This is a genomic window from Burkholderia sp. AU33423, from assembly GCF_002223135.1.
Taxonomy (GTDB): domain Bacteria; phylum Pseudomonadota; class Gammaproteobacteria; order Burkholderiales; family Burkholderiaceae; genus Burkholderia; species Burkholderia lata_D.
Window position 1 is genome coordinate 354,542 of sequence record NZ_NKFH01000010.1, and the last position, 20,117, is coordinate 374,658.

Sequence of the window (20,117 nt, forward strand, 5' to 3'; positions counted from 1 at the left end):
AGCACCCGAACACACAGGAAATTTCATGGCCATCGAAATTGTCGGCGTCGTGGGCGCCGGAACCATGGGCAACGGCATTGCGCAGACCGCCGCCGTTGCGGGTCTCAACGTCGTGATGATCGACGTCAGCGACGCGGCGCTCGAAAAGGGCATCGCGACGCTGAAGGGCAGCCTCGAGCGGCTCGTGTCGAAGGACAAGCTCGAAGCCGCCACGCGCGATGCGGCGCTGGCACGCATCACGACGTCGACCGACTACGCGAAGCTCGCAGCGGCCGATATCGTGATCGAAGCCGCGACCGAGAACGTCGAGCTGAAGGGCCGCATCCTGAAGCAGATCGAGGCCGTCGCGCGGCCCGAAGCGATCATCGCGACCAACACGTCGTCGATCTCGATCACCGCGCTCGCGGCGCCGCTCGCCGATCCGGCGCGCTTCGTCGGCATGCACTTCTTCAACCCGGTGCCGCTGATGCCGCTCGTCGAGATCATCCGCGGGCTGCAGACGAGCGACGCGACCGCGTCGGCGGTGCGTGAGCTGACCGAGCGTTTCGACAAGTCGCCGATCGGCGTGCGCAATTCGCCGGGCTTCGTCGTGAACCGGATTCTCGTGCCGATGATCAACGAGGCGTTCTTCGTGCTGGCGGAAGGCATCGCGTCGGCCGAGGAGATCGACGCGGGGATGAAGCTCGGCGCGAACCACCCGATCGGGCCGCTCGCGCTGGCCGACCTCGTCGGCCTCGACGTGTGTCTCGCGGTGATGGACGTGTTCGTGAAGGACTTCGGCGATCCGAAGTATCGCGCGTGCCCGCTGCTGCGCGAGATGGTGACGGCTGGCAGGCTCGGGCGGAAGACCGGGCGTGGGGTGTACGACTACAGCAAGTAAGCAGAGGGCTGGAAAAGCTTCAACGCGGGTGGCGAGTCGTGCCGGATGGTGTCGTTCATCCGGTGCGGTTCGCCACCCGCGTTTTTCATTTGTGGAAGTGGCTCGCCGAATCCTGTCCGCAGGGCAGTGACGCATGCGCGTTGTCTCGCGACCGGATATAAGCGGGCCGTGCCGGCCGGTTGAATTGTTTCTCGATTCGATTTTAATTTTAAAATAGTTTAACTAATTAAATACGATATCTTTCCTGTGGATTAAATTGACGTTTCAATATGTAATGTTATATCTTGGTTGCCCAAAAACAACCGAGAGAAAATAAAGTGGCAATAAACGAGGGGTTTCAAAAAAAACGCTGCTGGTCGGTCATCGTCGCGTGTGCGGCATTCGCCGGACTGGCCGGCACCGCATCGGCCAATACCGAGCCGGCGCAGCAGACGCAACCCAGGCAGGCGCGCATGCCTCGCGTGCCGCAGAATCTGCCGGTGTCGCCGGAGCAGGCGCAGTACAACCTGCCGCTCAGCGAGCAGGATCGCGCAGCGCTGACCAGGCCTTCGCCGCTCAAGCAGCCGGCCACGCGCAGCAAGCGCAGCACGTCGGGCGCTGATTGCCGCGACATGTCGGTGATGACCCAGTATCGCGGCGCGGCACTCGCCGATTACATCGCGAATCTTCCCGATTACGAATGCCATTACGGCCTGTTCTCGGTCGATAAAGCGCAGGCCACACAGATCTTCAATGCGGAAAACGTGCACGCTGTCGCGGGTCGTTTCGTGCAGGAAATCTATAAATATGATGCGAGCAATTTGATCCTGGTCAATTTGCTGATTTATCTGCGTGCCGCTTATTACCAATATGATGTATCGGGCATGGCGAACCCGATTCCGAATCTCGCGGTGTCGCTGCGCCCGTATATCAAGCAAAGCCTGGAGGGTGATGCGCTCTATCGCGACAATTCGCGTGCGCCGAGCACCGCGAACGAACTGATGAAGCTCATCACGAACATGCGGGACGAAGCGTACTACCTGCCGACGCTGAAGAACCGCATCGCGTCCTACACCGTGAGCGCGGCGAATCCGCAGGCAGCGGCGCCGCTGCTGCAGCGCAGTGCGGCGGGCGGCTTCACCGGCTTGCTCACGGTGTTCTTCTACGCGCACCAGCGCAGCGGCGCGCAACCGATACTCGACAGCGATGCGACGCTCCCGGAGACGCTCAACCGCTTCGTCACCGCGAACCGCGCGAGCCTGTCGAACACGAGCGCCGCCTATCAGCTGGCTGACGCGGCCCGCGAAACGTTTCGCTTCCTCCGCTATCCGGCGCAGAAGCCGCGCGTGAAGAAAATGATCCAGGACATGCTCGCGTCGACGAGCATGACGGGCGCGGACAGCGACCTCTGGCTCGCGGCGGCGGAAGCGGTCGACTACGGCGATCCGGGCAACTGCGCGGACTACGGCACCTGCGACTACAAGAAGCGGCTGACCGACGCGGTGCTCTCGAATCGCTACGCATGCAATGCGGGCGTGCGCATTCTCGCGCAGGACATGACGATGCCGCAGCTGCAGTCGGTCTGCACGGCGGTCGCACGGCAGGACGACTACTTCCACCGGATGATGAAGACCGGGCGCAAGCCGGTCGCGGACGATCGCAACGACACGATCGAACTCGTCATTTTCGATGACTACGCGAACTATCGAAAATACGCGTCGGTGATCTACGGCATCAGCACCGATAACGGCGGCATGTATCTCGAGGGCGATCCGTCCGCGCCCGGCAATCAGGCGCGCTTCATCGCGCACGAGGCATCGTGGCTGCGGCCCGAGTTCAAGGTGTGGAACCTCGAGCACGAGTTCACGCACTATCTCGACGGCCGCTACGACATGGCGGGCGACTTCTCGGTGAGCACCGCGAAGCCGACCGTGTGGTGGATCGAAGGCGTCGCCGAGTATCTATCGAGAAAGAACGACAACCCGGAGTCGATCGACGCGGTGCGCACGGGCACGTACCGGTTCTCTGACGTGCTCGGCACGCGTTACGCGTCGAGCGACTACGTCGCGCGCGCGTACCGGTGGGGCTACATGGCGACGCGCTTCATGTTCGAGCGCCATCGCGCGGACGTCGATACGATCGTGTCCCGCTTCCGGGTGGGCGATTACGACGGCTACGCGAACTATGTCGCGTACATCGGCAATCGCTACGACACCGAGTTTGCCGACTGGGCGCGCAGCGCGACGACGGCGGGCGAGCCGCCGGTGCCGGCGAAGCGCTGATCGGCACGGGCCGGCGCCGCGTGATCGGGCGTCGGCCGCCGATCGTCACACCCGCTCTGCCCGGGCGCTCCGGTGCCGGCCGGCTCGAACGGTTGCGTTTCCCGGATGTCAGTCACGCACCATCGGCATCGCGCGCGTCTATCGCGCGCTTTTCTTCCATCGTCGGGTTCACGTTCACGCAGCTGGCGGTGCATTTGCCGCTGGTGATTTTCATGCTCTGGGCTCTTGCGAGCACGCTCAGCTACCATCCGCCAGTCATGCCGTGACGAACGTCGGGCCGGTTTGCCTTCGGCGGATCGCGTGTCCGGCAGGCGCGGTGTGAAGTCGGTGCCGGCCGCGGACTTCGTTCGACACGACTACGCGCCCAGCACCGACAGATCTCGCGGCAGCGCACGCTTGAACATCGCGAGCATCTGCTGCGCCGCCTTCGGCGGCAGCGTGATCGCATGGCGCACGGCCGCCGCGATCTGGATCATCATCAGCTCGGCGAATGCGCTCCGTTGCGCATGCGGGGTGTCGGGCGCCACTTCGCCCAGCGCATCCGCGAACAACCCCGCCAGGAATTCCCCGTCTGCCCGGTCGAGTGCCTGCAACGCGCGGTCGGCCTGCGTGGCCCGCCAGATGTCGCGCATCAGCGGCTCGTCGACGAACATCCGGTAGTAGCTGTCCGTGATGCGGGTGAGCGTGGCGTGCAGGTCGTCGAGCGTCTTCATCGTCGCGAGGTCGCGTCGCACGCAGACGTGGCCGGCTTCGTTGTAGCGCTCCGCGAGCGTGCCGATTACGGCCGCCTTGTCCGGAAAATACTGGTACAGCGAACCGAACGAGATGCCCGTGCGTTCGACGATGTCGCTCATCCGGAACGCATCGCAGCCTTTCTCGATCATCACCTCCGACGCGCATGCGAGGATGCGCTCGAACCGCTCGCGGCTGCGCTGCTGCGTCGGCACCAGACGTGCACGTGCCGGCGTATCCGCCGTGTCCGCTGTCGCGGCGGGCCCATCGTTCTGCCCCGATTTTTGTCGGCCCATGCCGCCTCCAGAAAAACTTGACCTTGCTAATGCGAGAGTATATCGTGTTTTTGAAACGCGAGACATTCTCGCATTTTAGTCCAAGGAGACGGTCATGTCGGCACTTCCCACCCTCATCGTCGGCGGTTCGGGCAAGACGGGCGCCCGCGTCGATGCCCGGCTGCGTGCGCGCGGCATCGCGACCCGGCCCGTGTCGCGCACGTCGGCCGTCCGCTTCGACTGGACGGTGCCCGACACGTGGCCGGCCGCGCTCGACGGCGTATCGGCCGCGTACGTGACCTACCAGCCCGACCTGGCCGTCGAAGGCGCTGTGGACGCGATCGCCGCATTCTCACGGCTTGCACTGGAAAGCGGTGTCGAGCGCGTGGTGCTGCTGTCCGGGCGCGGCGAGCCCCGCGCGCAGGCCGCCGAGGCCGCGCTGCAGGCGTCGGGCGTGGATTGGGGCGTGGTGCGCGCGAGCTGGTTCAACCAGAACTTCTCCGAGGGCTACCTGATCGACGGCGTGCTGGCCGGCGAAGTCGCGCTGCCGGCCGGCGCGGTGCGCGAGCCGTTTGTCGACGCGGACGACATCGCGGACGTCGCCGTGGCCGCACTCACCGATGCGCGCTTCGCGAACCGCGTGATCGAGGTCACGGGCCCGTGCGCGCTGACGTTCGCCGAAGCGGTCGGCGAAATCGCACGGGCCGCGGGCCGGCCGGTCGTCTATCGCGAGATTCCGGCCGATGCGTTCGTCGCCGGATTGCGCGCGGTCGGCGTGCCGGAGCCGGTCGTCGCGCTGCTCGACGATCTGTTCAGCGTGGTGCTTGACGGGCGCAACAGCGCGGTGACGCACGGCATCGAAGCGACGCTCGGGCGGCCGGCGCGCGATTTCGCCGACTATGCGCGCGCGACGGTCGCCACCGGCGTGTGGAGCGCACGATCATGATCGCGCTCATGACCGCCGCCTTGCTGGTGGGGCTCGGCCATCGGCTGCGGGCTGATGGCCGGTGTGTATTTCGCGTTCTCGACGTTCGTGATGACGTCCCTCGGACGGATCGCGCCGCAGGCCGGCGTGGCCGCGATGAACGCGATCAACGTCGACATCGTGCGTTCGCCGTTCGTGCCGCTGTTCCTCGTCACGACGCTGATGGCGCTCGCACTGGTCGTGCTCGCGCTGTTCAATCGCGAGCAGCCGGGCGCGATGCTGGCGGTCGCCGGCGGCGTGCTGTACGTGTTCGGGATGTTCGCGGTGACGATGGCCGTCAACGTGCCGCTCAACGAGGCGCTCGCCGCGGCCGATCCGTCGACCGCGCAGGGCGCGGCGCTGTGGACGCGCTACGTGCACGACTGGACGATGTGGAATCACGTGCGCACGGTGGCGTCGGCAGCCGCGTGCGTGTTTTTCATCGCGGGGATCGCGGCGCGGTAGTGGGGGCGAGATATGCGCTACGCATAAAACGCCGACGGCGACACGCCGAAATGTCGCTTGAACATCGCGGAAAACGCGCTCTGGCTGCTGTAGCCGTGATCCATCGCGACGGTCAACACCTTCTCGCCGTGCGCGAGACGCTTGAGCGCGAGCAGCAGCCGCGCCTGTTCGCGCCAGCGGCGGAAGCTGAGCCCCGTCTCGCGCTGGAACGCGCGATGGAGCGTGCGGACCGACAGGCCGAGCAGGTCGCCCCATTCTGCGATCGTGCGCGTGTCGTCGGGCGCGGCGACGAGCGCGTCGCAGATCGTGCGCAGGCGCGGGTCGTGCGGCCACGGCAGGTACAGCGGCAGCAGCGGCGCGACCGTCACCTCGGCGAGCAGCAGGTGCATCAGGTGATCGTGGCGCGAGCCCGGCGCATAGTCGAGCGGCACGTCCACTGCGGCGAGGATCAGCTCGCGCAGCAGCGGATGCACTTCCACGACGCAGCTCCGCGCGGGCAGGTGCTCGACCGCGCCCGGTTCGACGAACACGGTGCGCATCTGCACGTCGCCGCTCATCTGCACCGTGTGGTCGAGACCGGCTTCGAGCCACACGCCGCGCGTCGGCGGCACGACCCACGACGCGCCTTCGGACTGCACGTGCATCACGCCCTCGATTGCATAGAGCAGCTGCGCGCGGCGATGCCGGTGCGGCGCGATCGACGTGCCGTGCGTGTACGTCGCCGCCATCGCCGATACGGGCATCGGCGTCGATTCGAAGCGCAGGTGGGCACCGGGCGGAGTGGACTCGAGTGTCCGATTGGCGACAAGTCGTGACATTTTGGCGTGAGACAGGCAGTTGGGCGGGCGGGCACGATGGCGTTCCCATCCACGCCAGACCCCTGTCAGGATATTAATCCGTCGAATGCGATGAACAAGTCTCCTTTTCTGTTTCCCTTCTGCGCGATCGCGCTGTGGGCCGGCAACGTGGTCGTGTCGAAGCTGTCGGCATCGACGATCGACCCGTCGGCGATCACCTTCTACCGGCTGCTGCTCGCCGTCGCGCTGATGAGCGTGTTCACGCTGCGCTCCGCGTGGCGCAATCGCGCGGTGCTCGTCGCGCACCTGCCGAAGCTCGCGGTGCTCGGCTTTCTCGCGATGGCGCTGTTCCAGAGCCTGTCCTACGAGGCCGCGAAAACGACGAGCGCGACCAACATGGCGATCATCACGGCGCTCGTGCCGCTGATGACGATGCTGCTCAGCGCGCTGCTGATCGGCGATGCGCCGGGCGCGGGCATGGTGGGCGGCGGGGTGCTGTCGCTCGCGGGCGTGGTCTACCTGATCGCCGAGGGGCATCCGACGACGATCGCCGCGCGTGGCGTGCATGCGGGCGACCTGCTGATGCTGGCCGCGTCGGCCGCGTATGCGCTGTACGGTGTTCTGCTCAAGCGCTGGCGTATCGGTGCGCTGCCGGCGTGGCAGTCGACCTACGTGCAGGCGCTCGCCGCGCTCGTCTTCATGGTGCCGATGCTGCTGCGCTTGCCCGCGCAGGCGGCGTGGCCGACGCGTGCGAGCGTGCCGCTGATCCTGTATGCGGGCGTGCTGGCGTCGGTGGTGCTGCCGTATCTGTGGATGCAGGGCGTGCGGCTGCTCGGCCCGAGCCGCTGCGCGATGTTCATGAACCTGTTGCCGGTGATGACGGCCGGCGGCGCGATCGTGCTGCTCGGCGAATCGCTGCGGCTGTATCACCTGATCGGCGGCGGAATCGCGCTCGTCGGCGTCGCGATCGCGCAGCGGTTTCCGTTCCAGGCGAGCACATCGCAAGGGGTGCGGCAATGAGCGGCGACCGCGATTTGCAGAACCTGATGGGCGCGCTGCCGGACGTGCGTGCATCCATGGAGGGCCCGGCGCTCGCGCATCAGCTCGAACGGATTGCCACCGCGCTCGAAGCGCTGGCAGGCACCGGCCAGCCGGCGGCACCCGTCGACTTCGACGCGGCCGTTGCATTCCGTTGGCGCGGGCTCGATGGCGGGCCGCGAGCGGCGCCGCTCGAACCGGTCGCGGCGCCCGCGCTCATCGCGTTCGATGCGCTGCGCAACGTCGAGCGACAGGTGGCGATCGTCGAACGGAACACGCGGCAGTTCGTGCGCGGCTTCGCGGCGAATCACGTGCTGTTGACCGGCGCGCGCGGCACCGGGAAGTCGTCGATCGTGAAGGCGTGCCTGCATGCGTTCGCGCCGCACGGGCTGCGGCTGATCGAGGTCGGCAAGGAGCAGTTGAGCGATCTGCCGGCGATCGTCGAGCTGGTGCGGGCGCGGCCCGAGCGATACATCGTGTTCTGCGATGACCTGTCGTTCGAGGCGGGCGAGACCGGCTACAAGGAACTGAAGACGGTGCTCGACGGCTCGGTCGCGAGCGACCTGTCGAACGTGCTCGTGTACGCGACGTCGAACCGCCGCCACCTGATGCCCGAGCAGGCGAGCGACAACGCGAACGTGTCGCGCGCGGAGAACGGCGAGCTGCATCCGGACGACGCGGTGGAGGAGAAGATTTCGTTGTCCGAGCGATTCGGGATCTGGATGACGTTCTACGGATTCACGCAGGACGCGTATCTGGCTGTTGTCGACAGCCGGCTGAGCGAGGCCGGGTTCGATGCGGAGCAGATTCGTGCGGCGCGCGAACCGGCGCTGCAGTGGGCGCTGGAACGCGGTGCGCGGTCGGGGCGGATCGCCGCGCAGTTCGTGCGGGATTATGCGGGGCGGCTCGCGGACGAGGGCGACGGGGGCGAACCCGCGCACGCGTGGCGCACGAGTTGAGCCGGGCGCTACAACACCCGTTCCGACAATACCTTGAACGCGACATCGGGGACGACGAAGCACATCGGTTCGCCGGTCGCGCCGATGCGCGCGAGGAACTCGCCGCCGCCGACCGGTTCGACCGGCTTCAGCGGCCGGACGGCGTCGATGTCGATCGGCAGGTCGATCGACGCATGGGCGAGGCCGTCGCAGTCCGCGACATGCGCGACGGCCGCGTGCTGCAGCGAGAGGTAAGCGATGGCGTCGCGCCAGCTTTCGAAGAAAGGCGCGAACGCCGCGGGTAGCGTGTAGTCGTCCGACAGGGCCGCCGAGCAGTGGAAATCGGGCGCGCTTCCTCTGCCGCCGGATAGCAGCGTTCGATACCGTCCGTCCTGCGCGGCATGCGTGAAGCGCTCGGCAAGATGCGACGGCAGCGCGTCGCTGAAGAGCCGGCTGCCGAGCGCATAGAGCGGATGGTCGAACACGTTCTTGACGAACAGCACCGTGCGATCGGCCGGCCTGCCGCCCGGCAGCGCATCGACGTAAAGCCGCCAGTTGCTTTGCAGCGGCGACGGGAATACGCGTCGCAGCGGGCCCGCGATACGCGGGCCGAAATGGCGGTGTGCATAGGTGAGGATCGTGAACGGCGTGCGGCCGTCGCGGCTCGCGAGCGTGACGCCGCGCGGCACGAGGTGGGCGACCGCGGCGACATCGACGAGCCACGTGCAGTACACGACGTTCTCGACCTCGCTCGCGAGCTGCAGGAACGGCAGGCGCGACAGCAGCGCGCGGCGTGCGCGCAGCAGCGGGCGGTTCGCGACGAGCCGGTTGGCGAGGCGGCCGATGGGGCCGGCGGAAGGGTAAACAAAGGCGTTGTCTGGGCGCATGAACGGCATTGTGCCGGTGGCGCGAAGCGGGTGGAAGAGGCGTCGCGGCGCCCCTGTCGGAACTGTCAGTGTCTGCCGGTGACGGTCAGAGATCGTGGATGACCTGCGCGACGAGCGCCGTGACGCCCGAGTCGTTGCAGGCAACGAAGTGCCACTGGCCGACGATCGTTACGCGGGTGCCGATTTGCCATCGAAAGCAGAGTGCGTCATGTACTTTCAAAGTGTTGCACTGAAGGCCCTCATCACGTCGGTTCGGGACGAGCACTATGGCGTAGTCGGCGTGCGCAAGGTCTGGCATCCGTTGCTGTGCGACGGCGTGAAGGTCGCGCGGTGCACGGTCGGCCGTTTGATGACAGCGATGGGCGTCGAAAGTGTGCGGCGTGGACGTCGCATCGAGATTGTCCGGCGGTTGACGGGTTGCCGCATTCGATTGCCGCCGGGCCATTTTCTTCCTCCGCGGGCTGCGTCGATTTTTTCGGCTTGACCTCGGGCGTGCTCGCGGCGAATATTTATCCAATTGGATAAATGACGCCGATGAAGGAGAACGGACTTGAGCGAATCGGATCGACCGGTCGCTGGCGCGCGCGCGTGTTGCGCGCCGCGGCGTGAAAATTCATGTGAAGGTGTTACGGCCCCGGTGTCCGAGCCCGAGCGGCTGGTGCATGCGGCGCCGGCGAATGTGCGTGCGTGGGGAGAAAGCGCCGTCTGGTTCGACGGCGGGGCCAGTTGGGTGGGCACCGATGCGCCGGTCATCAAGGCGGACGGCGAGGGGCCGCGTCGGAAGGTGCATCTGAGGTCGTTCGGTATCGATCGGCATGCCGTGACGAACGAGCGATTCGCGGAATTCGTCTCGGCGACCGGATATCAAACGGATGCCGAGCGATTCGGATGGAGCTACGTGTTCGACGCCTTTCTCGAACCGGACTGCGTTGCCGAGGCGCCGGCGCACGTGCCCTGGTGGCGGTCGGTGCCGGGGGCGTACTGGGCCGCACCGGAAGGGCCGTCTTCGTCGCTTGATGGGCGCGGCATGCATCCGGTCATCCATGTTTCCTGGAACGACGCGGCCGCGTTTGCCAGCTGGTGCGGAGGGCGTTTGCCGACTGAGGCCGAATGGGAGCATGCGGCGCGAGGCGGCCCCGGTGCCCGACGTTTTCCCTGGGGAGACGAGGAGCCGGCGGAAGACGCGATCTACTGCAACATCTGGCAAGGCCGCTTTCCCGATCGGTATAGCGGCGGCGACCGCTCCTTTGGAACGGTGCGGGTCGATGCGTTTGCGCCGAATTCGGCGGGCCTCTACAACTGTAGCGGCAACGTCTGGGAGTGGTGCGCGGATCCGTTTCGCGTCAGGTCGTTGTCGAGCGCCGGCAAGGCGAGGGATCGACAGGCGGTATCGGATCGGGAGCACACGCTGAAAGGCGGCTCATACCTGTGCCATCGAAGCTATTGCTATCGCTACCGGATCGCGGCCCGCACAGGGCGGCCCAGGGATACTTCCGCCGGGCACACGGGGTTTCGCGTGGCTTACGATCCGGCGCCGAAGTAAGGCCGAGCCCGACGGCCTGCCGTCGCGCTCGGTGGATGGCCATCAGCGAAAGATGAACGCCAGCACGGCTTCGCAATGGGCTTCGACGGCCTTTTCCCGCATCGCGTTGACGCCGTGCGCGTATTTGATTTCGGCGGTCAGCAGATACGGGATCTGCGCGATCGCGGTGATCATGTACAGGAGCGTGACGGGATCGATCTTTTCGAGCCCCTTCGTTTGCGCGCTCACCTGTTCGATCAGCGGAATGGTGAGGTCGTGGCGTGGGCGAATGAACGTCTGGGCCATCCACTTCAATCGTTCGGAGTCGCGATTGGCTTCCTGCATCATCAGGCGTGCGTGTTCCGGATACTTCGCGCAATACCGGACGTAGTTCCGGATGTATTCCTTCACGGTGTCGACGGAGATCCGCTCCACATCCGCCCCGGGCGGCTTCGCCTGTTCCATGAAGCGGTCGAAGAGGTAGGTCACGCTTTCCCGCCACAGATTTTCCTTGCTACCGAAGTAGTAGCGAATCATCGCGTGATTGACGCCGGCCGTATCAGCGATATCGCGCACGCTCACCGCATCGAAGCCGTGGGTCGAAAACTGCTCGAGCGCAATGCTCAGGATCTCTGCCCGCGTCTGCTCGCTTCGTTCCTGCTGAGCCTGTCTGACCATCTGCATCGCAACGTTTCCTGAGTCGAGTCATCCGGATTGTGCCATTTCGTCCGAATGGTTCGCAACGCCATGGCGGGTCCGCATGCATGGCGGCGTGCGCCGTCAGTCCCGATCGCCAACGCATTCGACGGGCGTCGGGGAAAGCCCTAGGGGCGATGGATATGCATTGCGCTTGACGGCGGCGTGGGCATATCTATAAATTATCCACTTGGATAGTTATTGAATGAAACGACCCCCATGACGCTTATCGATCGTGACGCCGGCATCGAATCCTCGCACGCGTTGCTTCAATCCTCCTTGCCTTCACCCATGGCGGCGATTGCCGATCCTGACGAACGCGCCCGTGAAGTCGAAGCCCGCATGACGGACGACGAACGGTTCTCGATGTTGTACAGCCTGATGGTGCATATCTTCGGCACGAACGCGCGCGAACCGCGTGTGCCGGCGCACGTTCCCGCCATCGCCGGATATGTCCAGGGCGTTCCGCGGCTGGGCATTCCGCCGCTGCTGCTTGCCGATACCAGTCTTGGCGTGCGGGCGACCCATGATGCGAACGACACGGCCACTGCGCTGCCGGCGGGCCTTGCGCTCGGCGCCACGTTCGATCCGGCGCTGGCGCGGGCGGCGGGGTCGCTGATCGGCAAGGAAATGCGCGAGCGCGGCTTCAACGTCGCGCTCGGCGGCGGCATCAACCTGGTGCGCGAGGTGCGCAACGGCAGGAATTTCGAATACGTGTCGGAAGATCCGCTCCTGTCGGGCAAGCTCGGTGCCGGCCTGGTGTCCGGTACGCAGGCCGAAGGGGTCGTCGCGTTGGTGAAGCACGTATCGCTCAATGCGAGCGAAACCAACAAGTTCTTTCTGGATGCGATCATCGATCCGGCCGCGCATCGGGAGAGCGATCTTCTCGCGTTCCAGATCGCGATCGAGGATGGCCAGCCCGGCGCGTTGATGGCTGCATACAATCTCGTCAACGGCGAATATGCGTGCGGTAACAAGCGGCTCCTGCAGGACACCGTCAAGGACGCGATGGGTTTCAAGGGCTGGGTGATGTCCGACTGGCGTGCGGTCAACAGCTGGGATTTCGCGCTCAAGGGCCTGGACCAGCATTCCGGCGCCCAGCTCGACGAATGCGAATGGTTCAATGAACCGTTGTGCCGCGCGTTCGAAGAAGGCCGTGTTCCCCGGGAACGGATCAGCGAGATGGTGCAACGCATGTTGCGTTCGTACTTTGCCGTGGGCATCGACCGGCAATCGGCCGCCGAGCCGATCGATGCGAACGCACATAACGACGTGGCACTGGAGATTGCCCGTAAAGGCATCGTCTTGTTGCAGAACCGTGATGCGATGTTGCCGCTCGCCCGGAACACGAGACGGATCGCGCTGATCGGCGGCTTCGCGCAGGTTGGTGTCCTGTCGGGTTCCGGTTCGAGCCAGGTCCGGCCGCGCGGCGGGTACGCGGCGGAAGTGCCGTTCAGAAGCCATCCGTTGCTCGGGGCGACGTCGATGTGCTTTTCCGGGCCGTCGCCACTTGCCGAGCTGCGTGCGCGCCTGCCCGGAACCACGATCGATTTCGACAGCGGTGCGCATATTGCCGATGCGGTGGCGCTGGCTGCAAAGTCCGAAATCGTGATCGTGAACGCAATCCGGCACGAGGGGGAGCGTTTCGATTGTCCGGACATGACGTTGCCGTACGGCCAGGATGATTTGATCGATGCGGTGGCGCGCGTGAATCCGAATGTCGTCGTCGTGCTGCAGACCGGCAACCCGGTCGCGATGCCGTGGCGAGACAAGGTGCGCGCCATCGTTCAGGCCTGGTTCCCGGGGCAGGCCGGCGCACAGGCGATTGCCGAAGTGTTGACGGGGGAAGTCAACCCTTCGGGGCGTCTGCCCGTCACGTTCCCCGTCAGCGTCGATCAAACGCCGCATCCGCGCTTGCCCGGCGCGGATGTCGAACTCGGCACGCCGATTCAGGTTCGCTATGACGAAGGCGCCGAAGTCGGATACCGCTGGTTCGCGCAGCGAGGCAACCGGCCGATGTTCGCGTTCGGTCACGGGATGAGCTATACGGATTTTGCATACAGCGATTTCGCGGTGAGCGGTGGCGACACGGTAACGGCGAGCTTTACCGTCACCAATACGGGCCCGCGCGACGGCGACGACGTTCCGCAGCTGTATCTGACCCATGCGGCCGAAGGGATGCGCATGCGCCTGCTCGGTTTCGAGCGCGTCTGGCTGCGTGCCGGCGCGTCGGTCAGGGTGAGCATGATCGCGGATCCACGCTTGCTCGGTTGTTTCGACGAAACATCGGGGCGGTGGCGCATCCGGGAAGGGGACTATCGGATTGCGCTCGCCCGTTCAGCGGTGCATCACGTCGTCGATGCGACGGTCCGGCTCGAGCATCGTGAATTCGGCAGGTAAGCAGCAGGCGGATGTGCCGATGGCGCTGGATCTGTTCGCGCTGTTTCGGAGCGGGAAGGGGGTTCACGTACCGGGCATAGGCGGTTGACGTGGCCGCCTTGCCTCAATAATTTATCCGATCGGATGATTTTATCGTGCCCAATCGGATGCAATGGAGACACTATGGACGAACTCGTGCTTGCGGCGGCCGGCAGGCGATCCCGCGGACATCTCGGCATTACGCTGACGCTGGCCTTCGTCGGCGTCTGGCTGGCGTTGATTCCGTATCCGATGATGATCCTGCCGATGCTCGCCGAGCGCATCGCGCCGACGGCCAAGGCGACCGTGCTGGCCCAGGCGATCGCCGTCGGCGCGATTGTCGGATCGATCGCGCAACCGATCTTCGGCGTGCTGAGCGATCACACTCGCGCCCGGTGGGGCATGCGCAAGCCGTGGATCTTCGGAGGCGCGGTGGCGGGCCTGGGCGCCATGGCGATTCTGGCAACGGCTCGGTCGCCGGCGCAGCTTGCGCTGGGATGGGCGCTGATGGCGCTGTCGTTCAATGCGACCCTGAGCGGTCTCAATGCGATTCTTCCGGATCAGGTGCCACCCGAGCGGCTCGGATTTTTTTCGTCGATTGTCGGATTCACGCCGCCGATCGGCATCCTGCTGGGCGTGTGGATCGTGAGACAACTGGCGCCCGATCTCGTGTCCGTCGCCATGCTGCAAGGTGCGCTCGCCTTTACCGCAATAGCGTGTTTTGTCGTATTTGCGAACGACCGGCGACTCGAGGAGGGGCATCTTGAACGGTTGCAATGGAAACGGCTGGTGGCCTGTTTCTGGACGAATCCGGTCAAGCACCCGGATTTTGCCGTCGCGTGGCTGTCGCGTGCGCTGGTGCTGTTCGGCGTGAGCTGCCTGCAACACTACCTGATGTTCTTTTTGCGCGACCGGATCGGCCTGTCGCAACAGGAAACGCCTCATGCCATGTTCATGTGCCTGCTGGTTGCCACGGCGGCCATGACGGTCAGTGCGTTGCTGTTCGGGCGAATGTCGGATCGTTTGCGTCGCCGGAAGATATTCGTCCTCGTGGCGGGGCTGGGGATGGCGCTCGGTCTACTGGGTTTGCTGGCTTGCACGACGCTCGTGCAACTGCTGTACGTGATCGTGTGGATCGGCGTCGCACAGGGCGCGTATCTGGCCGTCGATCTGGCATTGGTGACCGAGGTGCTGCCCGACCCCGATACCGCGGCAAAAGACATGGGCGTCTTCCATCTCGCGAACGTGCTGCCGCAGTTCGTCCTGTCGCTTCTCGTGACATGGCTGACGCTACCCGGAGGTGCGATCCGTTACGACACGTTGTTCGTGACGGCGAGTTGTGCGACGGCGCTCGGTGCGCTCGTCATCATCTTTGTCAAGGCCGTGCGTTGACCTCGAATGTCTCTTCACTATCGGATATGAAATGACCAAGCAGCCCAATTTCATCGTCATTGTCGCGGATCAGCTGCGTGCCGACTGCGTGCATGCGGTGCATCCGTCAACCCCCGTCCTGACGCCGAATCTGGATCGGCTCGCGGCCGACGGGGTGGCCTTTACGCAGGCGTTCGGGCAGCACAGCGTCTGTTCGCCGTCGCGCGTGTCGTTCCTGTCGGGCCTGTATCCGCATGTGGCCGGTCATCGCACACTCGGCCACCTGCTCGGGCCGCATGAACCCAATTTCCTGCGCGTCTTCAAGGAAAACGGCTACCACGTCGCCATGGCCGGCGGCCGTGGCGACTCGTTTGCCGCCGGCGCGACCGAGTTGTCGATGCATGAGCACGGTTTCCTGCCCGAGGAAACGCGGCGCAGCGCGGCGGAATTTCTGCGCAGCAAGACGCAGGGCGATCCGAACGACCCGATGGTGCGCGCCTTCTATCGCGGGCAGCGCTCGCAGGATCAGGCGAATGCCGAATATGACGAAGTGGTGGTCCGCACCGCGGAGCACTGGCTCAAGCATGCGCCGCGAGAACCCTGGGTGCTGTATGTCCCGCTCTTTGCGCCGCACCCTCCGTTCGAAGCCGAGGAGCCGTGGTTCTCGATGTATGACCGCGACGCGGTGCCGGAGCGCGTCGGCGGAACCGGACGCATGCCGGCTTACGTCGACGCGCTGGCGAAAGCGCACGGCTGGGATCGCATGACCGACGCGCAGTGGCGCGAGCTGCGTGCCGTGTATTACGGGATGGTGTCGAGACTCGACCATCACGTCGGGCGAATCATGAATGCGGCCGGGCAGGCGACGGAGCCGGAACGGCTGATCACCACCTTCTTCTCCGATCATGGCGAATATCTCGGCGATTTCGGTCTCGTCGAAAAGTGGCCATCCGGTGTGCACGACTGCCTGCTGAGAAACCCGTTGATCGTGTCGGGCGGATCAACGCGCGGCGTGGCGGGCACGGTTTCAGACGCACTGGTCGAACTGATCGACGTGTTTCCGACCTTGCTGGATCTGGCCGGTCTCCAGGCCACGCACGCGCACTACGGGCGCAGCTTCGCACGGTGCCTTCGCGAGACGGGCGCAGCGCATCGCGAGAAGGTGTTCAGCGAGGGCGGATTTCTCGTCAGCGAAGCCGATCATTTCGAGAATGCCGGCTTCCCGTACGACATCAAGGGCGTGCAGCAAAAGGAACATCCCGAGTCGGTTGGCAAGGTGGCGGTCGTTCGCACGCTTGAATGGACTTACGTGTGGCGATTGTACGAAGCGCCGGAATTGTATCGACGGACGACCGATCCGCACGAGACCACGAATCTGGCCGGCCTGCCGGAATACGCCGAGATCGAAGCCGGCATGCTCGCGTCATTGTTGAGATGGCAAGTCGAGACAGCGGATGTTCTGCCGGCCGGCAAGGGAACCCGATTCCCGGTCGTCGATTTGCCGCGCCCCGGAGAGTGGCGCGAACAGCAGGAGCGTTGACGGCGCCGGGGCGCGGGGTTGTCGAAGCCGACACCCCCGCGCTCCGCTCTTCAGGCCGGTGGCGGCATTGGCCAGGCAGTTTTCCGAGTGAAATTTCATGATAATTATTTAACATAACTAATGATTAAGTGGAGGGGAGTGTGCGGAAACGAGCTGTAGCGGTGATCGCCATGGTGATCTCGGGAGGGGCGTACGCGCAGTCGAGCGTGACGCTGTTCGGAACGATGGGAGGAGGGGTGCGCTGGACCGATGGGGTGAAAGGCGGCCATCAGATCGGGTTCGACAGCAATTCGATTTCGGGCAACTCGTTCGGTATGCGCGGCGCGGAGGACCTGGGCGCGGGATGGCGTGCGATCTTCATGTTGCAGAGCGGATTCGTCAGCGGCACGGGCGGCATGAAATCGTCCAGTACGCTTTTTTCCCAGCGCGCGTATGTCGGGATCGAGGGCGGATTCGGCCGGGTGATGCTGGGTCGCCAACTCAATGCGGCGGAAGACATCGGCGTTCAGCTCGATCCGAACGAGGCCAATGGCCCTTCGCTGGCCACCGTGCCGGGCATTGTCTGGGGCGGCAATTTCTTCACGCTGGACGCGCGGTTCAACAATACGATCAAGTACGTCGGGCGTAGCGGAGGATTCACGTTGCGTGCGAGTTATTCGCCGGGCGGTGTGGCTGGCAGCACGCTCGCCGGAACCAACTTCGCCGTCGGAACCAGCTACCAGTTTCGGACGCTGCTGCTCGCCGCCGCGTATCAGAAGTCATACGACGCCAGTGCCTCGCAGCGGGCGGAGACGGCAATGGGCGGCGCGACATGGCAACTCGGGCCGACCCGGATGTATTTGAGCTATAGCGCGCTGACGGTTTCCGCGGCGGCCGCGACCGGGGCGAAGCGGCGCGATCATATTCCCGCAGTCGGGCTCGTCTATCGGGTAACGCCCACGGTGCAGTTCACAGGCGCGACTTATTACGACATCGCCAGCAATCTGAAAAACGTCGCCGGTGCCGACGGCCGGAAGATGACGACGTATGCCATGGTCGAATACTTTCTGTCGAAGCGCTCCGAACTCTATGTCGAATTCGACCGAAACGGGTTTTCCGGTGCGTACAAGAAAGATCCCGCAAACGTGTCGGCGTTGAATCTTCGTCCGGACGGCCGCGCGGTGACCGGTATTTCGATCGGGATGATCACGCAATTCTAGGCACACATTCGACGTGCGGCCGCGCTCCGAGACGCAGCATGGCCGGCGCATCGATACTTTGGGGAGGATGTATGCAGGTTCGAATGACGATGTGCCGGGCGGTTGCGGCAACGGTGCTGACGCTGGTGGCCGCGACCGCGGCCGCGCAGGAGCAGCAGGCGGAGCCGGCGCCTTCTTCAATGCCCGCGGCGGCGCCGTCCAAGGCGCAGAAGGCGGCGGATCGCCAGTTGAGGAAACGCGTTGCGCGTGTGCTCGGGCGAACGAAGCGGCTCGACGCGAGCCGCTTGCTGATCTTCGTGCGCGGGGGCGTCGTTACGCTCTCCGGCGATGTGATGGACGCGGAACAGGTCGCGCTGGCGATCGGTACGGCGCAACGCGTGCCGGGTGTCGGCGAGGTGCGCAACCAGCTTCGCATCCGTGCACGAAACTGACGCGCCGAGCGTACAAAAAATGAGCGTTAATCCTGGAGCGAAATAAGCGAATCATGAAAGCGATTCTTGTGATGTACGACAGCCTTAATCGGCATATGCTTCCGCCATATGGCAACACATGGGTAAAGGCGCCGAATTTCCAGCGACTCGCCGAGCGGAGTGCGACGTTCGACAACTGCTATGTGGGCAGCATGGCGTGTATCCCTGCCCGCAGGGAATTGCATACCGGGCGCTACAACTTCCTGCATCGAAGCTGGGGGCCGCTCGAACCGTTCGACGATTCGATGCCGGACATGCTTCGACGCAAGGGCATCCATACGCATCTGGCCAGCGATCATCCGCACTACTGGGAAGATGGCGGTGCGACCTATCATACGCGGTACAGCAGCTGGGAATTCTTCCGCGGGCAGGAGGGCGACCCGTGGAAGGGGCAAATCCGGCGGCCGCCGATGCCGGTGCGGCTCAAGGGGGCGCTGAACGAAAAGGCCGCACGGCAGGACTTCATCAACCGCCAGTACTACCCGACCGAAGATCTCCATCCGCAAACGCTGACTTTCGATGCAGGCGAGGCGTTCATCCGGGAAAATCACGATGCCGATTCGTGGTTGCTTCAGATCGAGACTTTCGATCCCCATGAACCCTTCACCAGTTATCCGAAGTATCGTGATCTTTATCCTCGAAAGAATACGGACGCGCATTTCGACTGGCCGCCATACGGTCCCGTGTCCGACAACGAGACCGACGACGACATCCGGGATGCACGAGCCGAATATGCCGCGCTCGTTTCCATGTGCGATCACTCGCTGGGCCGGGTTCTCGACCTGATGGACGAACTGAATCTGTGGCGCGACACCATGCTCATCGTGTGCACGGACCATGGATACATGCTGGGAGAACACGGCTGGTGGGCCAAGACGGCGCAACCCTGGTTCGACGAGCTTGCGCATACGCCGCTGTTCATCTGGGATCCCCGCTCCGGTCGTGCGGGCGTTCGGCGCCAGTCTCTCGTGCAGATGATCGACATCGCACCGACGCTTCTCGATTTCTTCGGCTTGCCGGCGACACCGCGCATGCAGGGCGTGGCGCTCGGGAAAACCATCGACGAGGATCGTCCGGTCCGGGAAGCGGCACTGTTCGGCATGCATGGCGAACATGTCAACGTGACGGACGGGCGTTATGTGTACATGCGCTCCGGGCCCGATCCGGACCGCAATGCACCGCTGTATGAATATACGTTGATGCCCACGCACATGCGCGAGATGTTCCGCGTCGAAGAACTGCAAGATATCGAGCTGGCGGGGCCGTTCCCGTTTTCGCAAGGCGTGAGCATGATGAAGATCGTCAGCCAGCCCATTGGATACTCGTATCGTGCCGGTACGCTGCTATTCGATCTTCTAGCGGATCCTGGGCAGGCGCACCCGCTGTTCGACGACGCCGTTGAGCATCGCATGGCGACGCTTGCACGCGACCTGATGCACGCCAGCCATGCACCGGACGAGCAGTATGAGCGCCTGGGTTTGCCGGCCACGGGCCCGATCGATTGCGATCAACTTCTCGCCCGTGCCCATGCGGATCGGGCGGAGGCGCTGCGTCTGCATCTGGCCGCCCGGGCGCAAGCGATGCGCGCTGAAGTGGAGAACCGGCGCATCAACGCCGAAGCCGTGCCGGACCGGTGAGCGGAGCGGGATGGACGCCCGCCGTTC

17 protein-coding genes and 1 pseudogene are annotated in these 20,117 nt (G+C 64.6%); 14 read left to right on the forward strand and 4 right to left on the reverse strand.

What is annotated here, in order from left to right; genetic code table 11:
• Positions 1–25 precede the first annotated feature (25 nt).
• Together CFB50_RS36870 and CFB50_RS36875 are read left to right on the forward strand one after the other, a co-directional pair.
• Positions 26–880 (forward strand): 3-hydroxybutyryl-CoA dehydrogenase, encoded by an 855-nt coding sequence (locus tag CFB50_RS36870; protein WP_089449303.1) that lies wholly within the window; start codon positions 26–28, stop codon positions 878–880.
• A gap of 323 nt (positions 881–1,203) precedes the next feature.
• Positions 1,204–3,141, forward strand: a complete 1,938-nt coding sequence (locus CFB50_RS36875; RefSeq protein WP_089449557.1) for a collagenase — start codon at positions 1,204–1,206, stop codon at positions 3,139–3,141.
• A 356-nt stretch (positions 3,142–3,497) separates the two neighbouring features.
• On the opposite strand, the gene CFB50_RS36880 is transcribed toward CFB50_RS36875, so the two are convergent.
• Positions 3,498–4,169, reverse strand: a complete 672-nt coding sequence (locus tag CFB50_RS36880) for a TetR/AcrR family transcriptional regulator (RefSeq protein ID WP_089449304.1) — start codon at positions 4,167–4,169, stop codon at positions 3,498–3,500.
• 94 nt (positions 4,170–4,263) lie between these two features.
• Between CFB50_RS36880 and CFB50_RS36885 the strand changes: the two genes are divergently transcribed.
• Both CFB50_RS36885 and CFB50_RS36890 read left to right on the forward strand, forming a co-directional pair.
• Complete coding sequence (locus tag CFB50_RS36885) at positions 4,264–5,094, forward strand: NmrA family transcriptional regulator (protein ID WP_089449305.1); 831 nt, start codon at positions 4,264–4,266, stop codon at positions 5,092–5,094.
• Positions 5,091–5,577 (forward strand): annotated as a pseudogene (locus CFB50_RS36890) (anthrone oxygenase family protein). The gene CFB50_RS36885 and the pseudogene CFB50_RS36890 overlap by 4 nt, the downstream one beginning before the upstream one ends.
• A gap of 17 nt (positions 5,578–5,594) precedes the next feature.
• Here CFB50_RS36890 and CFB50_RS36895 read toward each other — a convergent pair.
• Positions 5,595–6,395 (reverse strand): AraC family transcriptional regulator, encoded by an 801-nt coding sequence (locus CFB50_RS36895; RefSeq protein ID WP_089449307.1) that lies wholly within the window; start codon positions 6,393–6,395, stop codon positions 5,595–5,597.
• A gap of 90 nt (positions 6,396–6,485) precedes the next feature.
• Between CFB50_RS36895 and CFB50_RS36900 the strand changes: the two genes are divergently transcribed.
• Both CFB50_RS36900 and CFB50_RS36905 read left to right on the forward strand, forming a co-directional pair.
• A complete protein-coding gene (locus tag CFB50_RS36900) occupies positions 6,486–7,394 on the forward strand; it encodes a DMT family transporter (RefSeq protein WP_089449308.1) in 909 nt (302 codons plus the stop codon).
• Between the two features lie 26 nt (positions 7,395–7,420).
• Positions 7,421–8,371 (forward strand): ATP-binding protein, encoded by a 951-nt coding sequence (locus CFB50_RS36905; RefSeq protein WP_441299798.1) that lies wholly within the window; start codon positions 7,421–7,423, stop codon positions 8,369–8,371.
• 8 nt (positions 8,372–8,379) lie between these two features.
• On the opposite strand, the gene CFB50_RS36910 is transcribed toward CFB50_RS36905, so the two are convergent.
• Positions 8,380–9,246 (reverse strand): DUF2071 domain-containing protein, encoded by an 867-nt coding sequence (locus CFB50_RS36910; protein WP_089449310.1) that lies wholly within the window; start codon positions 9,244–9,246, stop codon positions 8,380–8,382.
• An 85-nt stretch (positions 9,247–9,331) separates the two neighbouring features.
• On the opposite strand from CFB50_RS36910, the gene CFB50_RS36915 reads away from it, so the two are divergent.
• Positions 9,332–9,721 carry an IS3 family transposase gene (locus CFB50_RS36915; protein WP_144020759.1) on the forward strand — a complete coding sequence of 130 codons (390 nt, stop codon included), beginning with the start codon at positions 9,332–9,334 and terminating at the stop codon, positions 9,719–9,721.
• 66 nt (positions 9,722–9,787) lie between these two features.
• Positions 9,788–10,780, forward strand: coding sequence for a formylglycine-generating enzyme family protein (locus CFB50_RS36920; protein ID WP_089449312.1), 993 nt, complete (start codon positions 9,788–9,790; stop codon positions 10,778–10,780).
• A 42-nt stretch (positions 10,781–10,822) separates the two neighbouring features.
• Here the strand turns inward: CFB50_RS36920 and CFB50_RS36925 are convergent, their stop codons facing one another.
• Complete coding sequence (locus CFB50_RS36925) at positions 10,823–11,443, reverse strand: TetR/AcrR family transcriptional regulator (protein WP_089449313.1); 621 nt, start codon at positions 11,441–11,443, stop codon at positions 10,823–10,825.
• A 231-nt stretch (positions 11,444–11,674) separates the two neighbouring features.
• On the opposite strand from CFB50_RS36925, the gene CFB50_RS36930 reads away from it, so the two are divergent.
• From CFB50_RS36930 to CFB50_RS36955, 6 genes are all read left to right on the forward strand, one after another.
• The gene (locus CFB50_RS36930; protein ID WP_218829181.1) at positions 11,675–13,855 is read left to right on the forward strand and encodes a beta-glucosidase family protein; all 2,181 of its coding nucleotides are present in this window, start codon (positions 11,675–11,677) and stop codon (positions 13,853–13,855) included.
• A 162-nt stretch (positions 13,856–14,017) separates the two neighbouring features.
• Positions 14,018–15,265, forward strand: coding sequence for an MFS transporter (locus tag CFB50_RS36935; protein ID WP_174943853.1), 1,248 nt, complete (start codon positions 14,018–14,020; stop codon positions 15,263–15,265).
• The gene (locus CFB50_RS36940; protein WP_256979415.1) at positions 15,213–16,784 is read left to right on the forward strand and encodes a sulfatase-like hydrolase/transferase; all 1,572 of its coding nucleotides are present in this window, start codon (positions 15,213–15,215) and stop codon (positions 16,782–16,784) included. The genes CFB50_RS36935 and CFB50_RS36940 overlap by 53 nt, the downstream gene beginning before the upstream one ends.
• Positions 16,785–16,945: 161 nt before the next feature.
• Positions 16,946–17,983, forward strand: a complete 1,038-nt coding sequence (locus tag CFB50_RS36945; protein ID WP_256979416.1) for a porin — start codon at positions 16,946–16,948, stop codon at positions 17,981–17,983.
• Positions 17,984–18,021: 38 nt separating this feature from the next.
• Positions 18,022–18,414, forward strand: a complete 393-nt coding sequence (locus tag CFB50_RS36950) for a BON domain-containing protein (protein ID WP_235986504.1) — start codon at positions 18,022–18,024, stop codon at positions 18,412–18,414.
• A 53-nt stretch (positions 18,415–18,467) separates the two neighbouring features.
• Positions 18,468–20,090 (forward strand): sulfatase, encoded by a 1,623-nt coding sequence (locus CFB50_RS36955; protein WP_089449317.1) that lies wholly within the window; start codon positions 18,468–18,470, stop codon positions 20,088–20,090.
• Positions 20,091–20,117 lie beyond the last annotated feature (27 nt).

Excerpts from the sequence above, each read along its gene's own strand:
- CFB50_RS36900 (WP_089449308.1), top strand. The coding sequence starts at position 6,486 with ATGAACAAGTCTCCTTTTCTGTTTCCCTTCTGCGCGATCGCGCTGTGG.
- CFB50_RS36955 (WP_089449317.1), top strand. The coding sequence starts at position 18,468 with ATGAAAGCGATTCTTGTGATGTACGACAGCCTTAATCGGCATATGCTT.
- CFB50_RS36870 (WP_089449303.1), top strand. The coding sequence starts at position 26 with ATGGCCATCGAAATTGTCGGCGTCGTGGGCGCCGGAACCATGGGCAAC.
- CFB50_RS36910 (WP_089449310.1), bottom strand. The coding sequence starts at position 9,246 with ATGCCGTTCATGCGCCCAGACAACGCCTTTGTTTACCCTTCCGCCGGC.
- CFB50_RS36880 (WP_089449304.1), bottom strand. The coding sequence starts at position 4,169 with ATGGGCCGACAAAAATCGGGGCAGAACGATGGGCCCGCCGCGACAGCG.
- CFB50_RS36905 (WP_441299798.1), top strand. The coding sequence starts at position 7,421 with ATGGGCGCGCTGCCGGACGTGCGTGCATCCATGGAGGGCCCGGCGCTC.
- CFB50_RS36935 (WP_174943853.1), top strand. The coding sequence starts at position 14,018 with ATGGACGAACTCGTGCTTGCGGCGGCCGGCAGGCGATCCCGCGGACAT.
- CFB50_RS36925 (WP_089449313.1), bottom strand. The coding sequence starts at position 11,443 with ATGCAGATGGTCAGACAGGCTCAGCAGGAACGAAGCGAGCAGACGCGG.
- CFB50_RS36885 (WP_089449305.1), top strand. The coding sequence starts at position 4,264 with ATGTCGGCACTTCCCACCCTCATCGTCGGCGGTTCGGGCAAGACGGGC.
- CFB50_RS36950 (WP_235986504.1), top strand. The coding sequence starts at position 18,022 with ATGGCCGGCGCATCGATACTTTGGGGAGGATGTATGCAGGTTCGAATG.
- CFB50_RS36895 (WP_089449307.1), bottom strand. The coding sequence starts at position 6,395 with ATGTCACGACTTGTCGCCAATCGGACACTCGAGTCCACTCCGCCCGGT.
- CFB50_RS36930 (WP_218829181.1), top strand. The coding sequence starts at position 11,675 with ATGACGCTTATCGATCGTGACGCCGGCATCGAATCCTCGCACGCGTTG.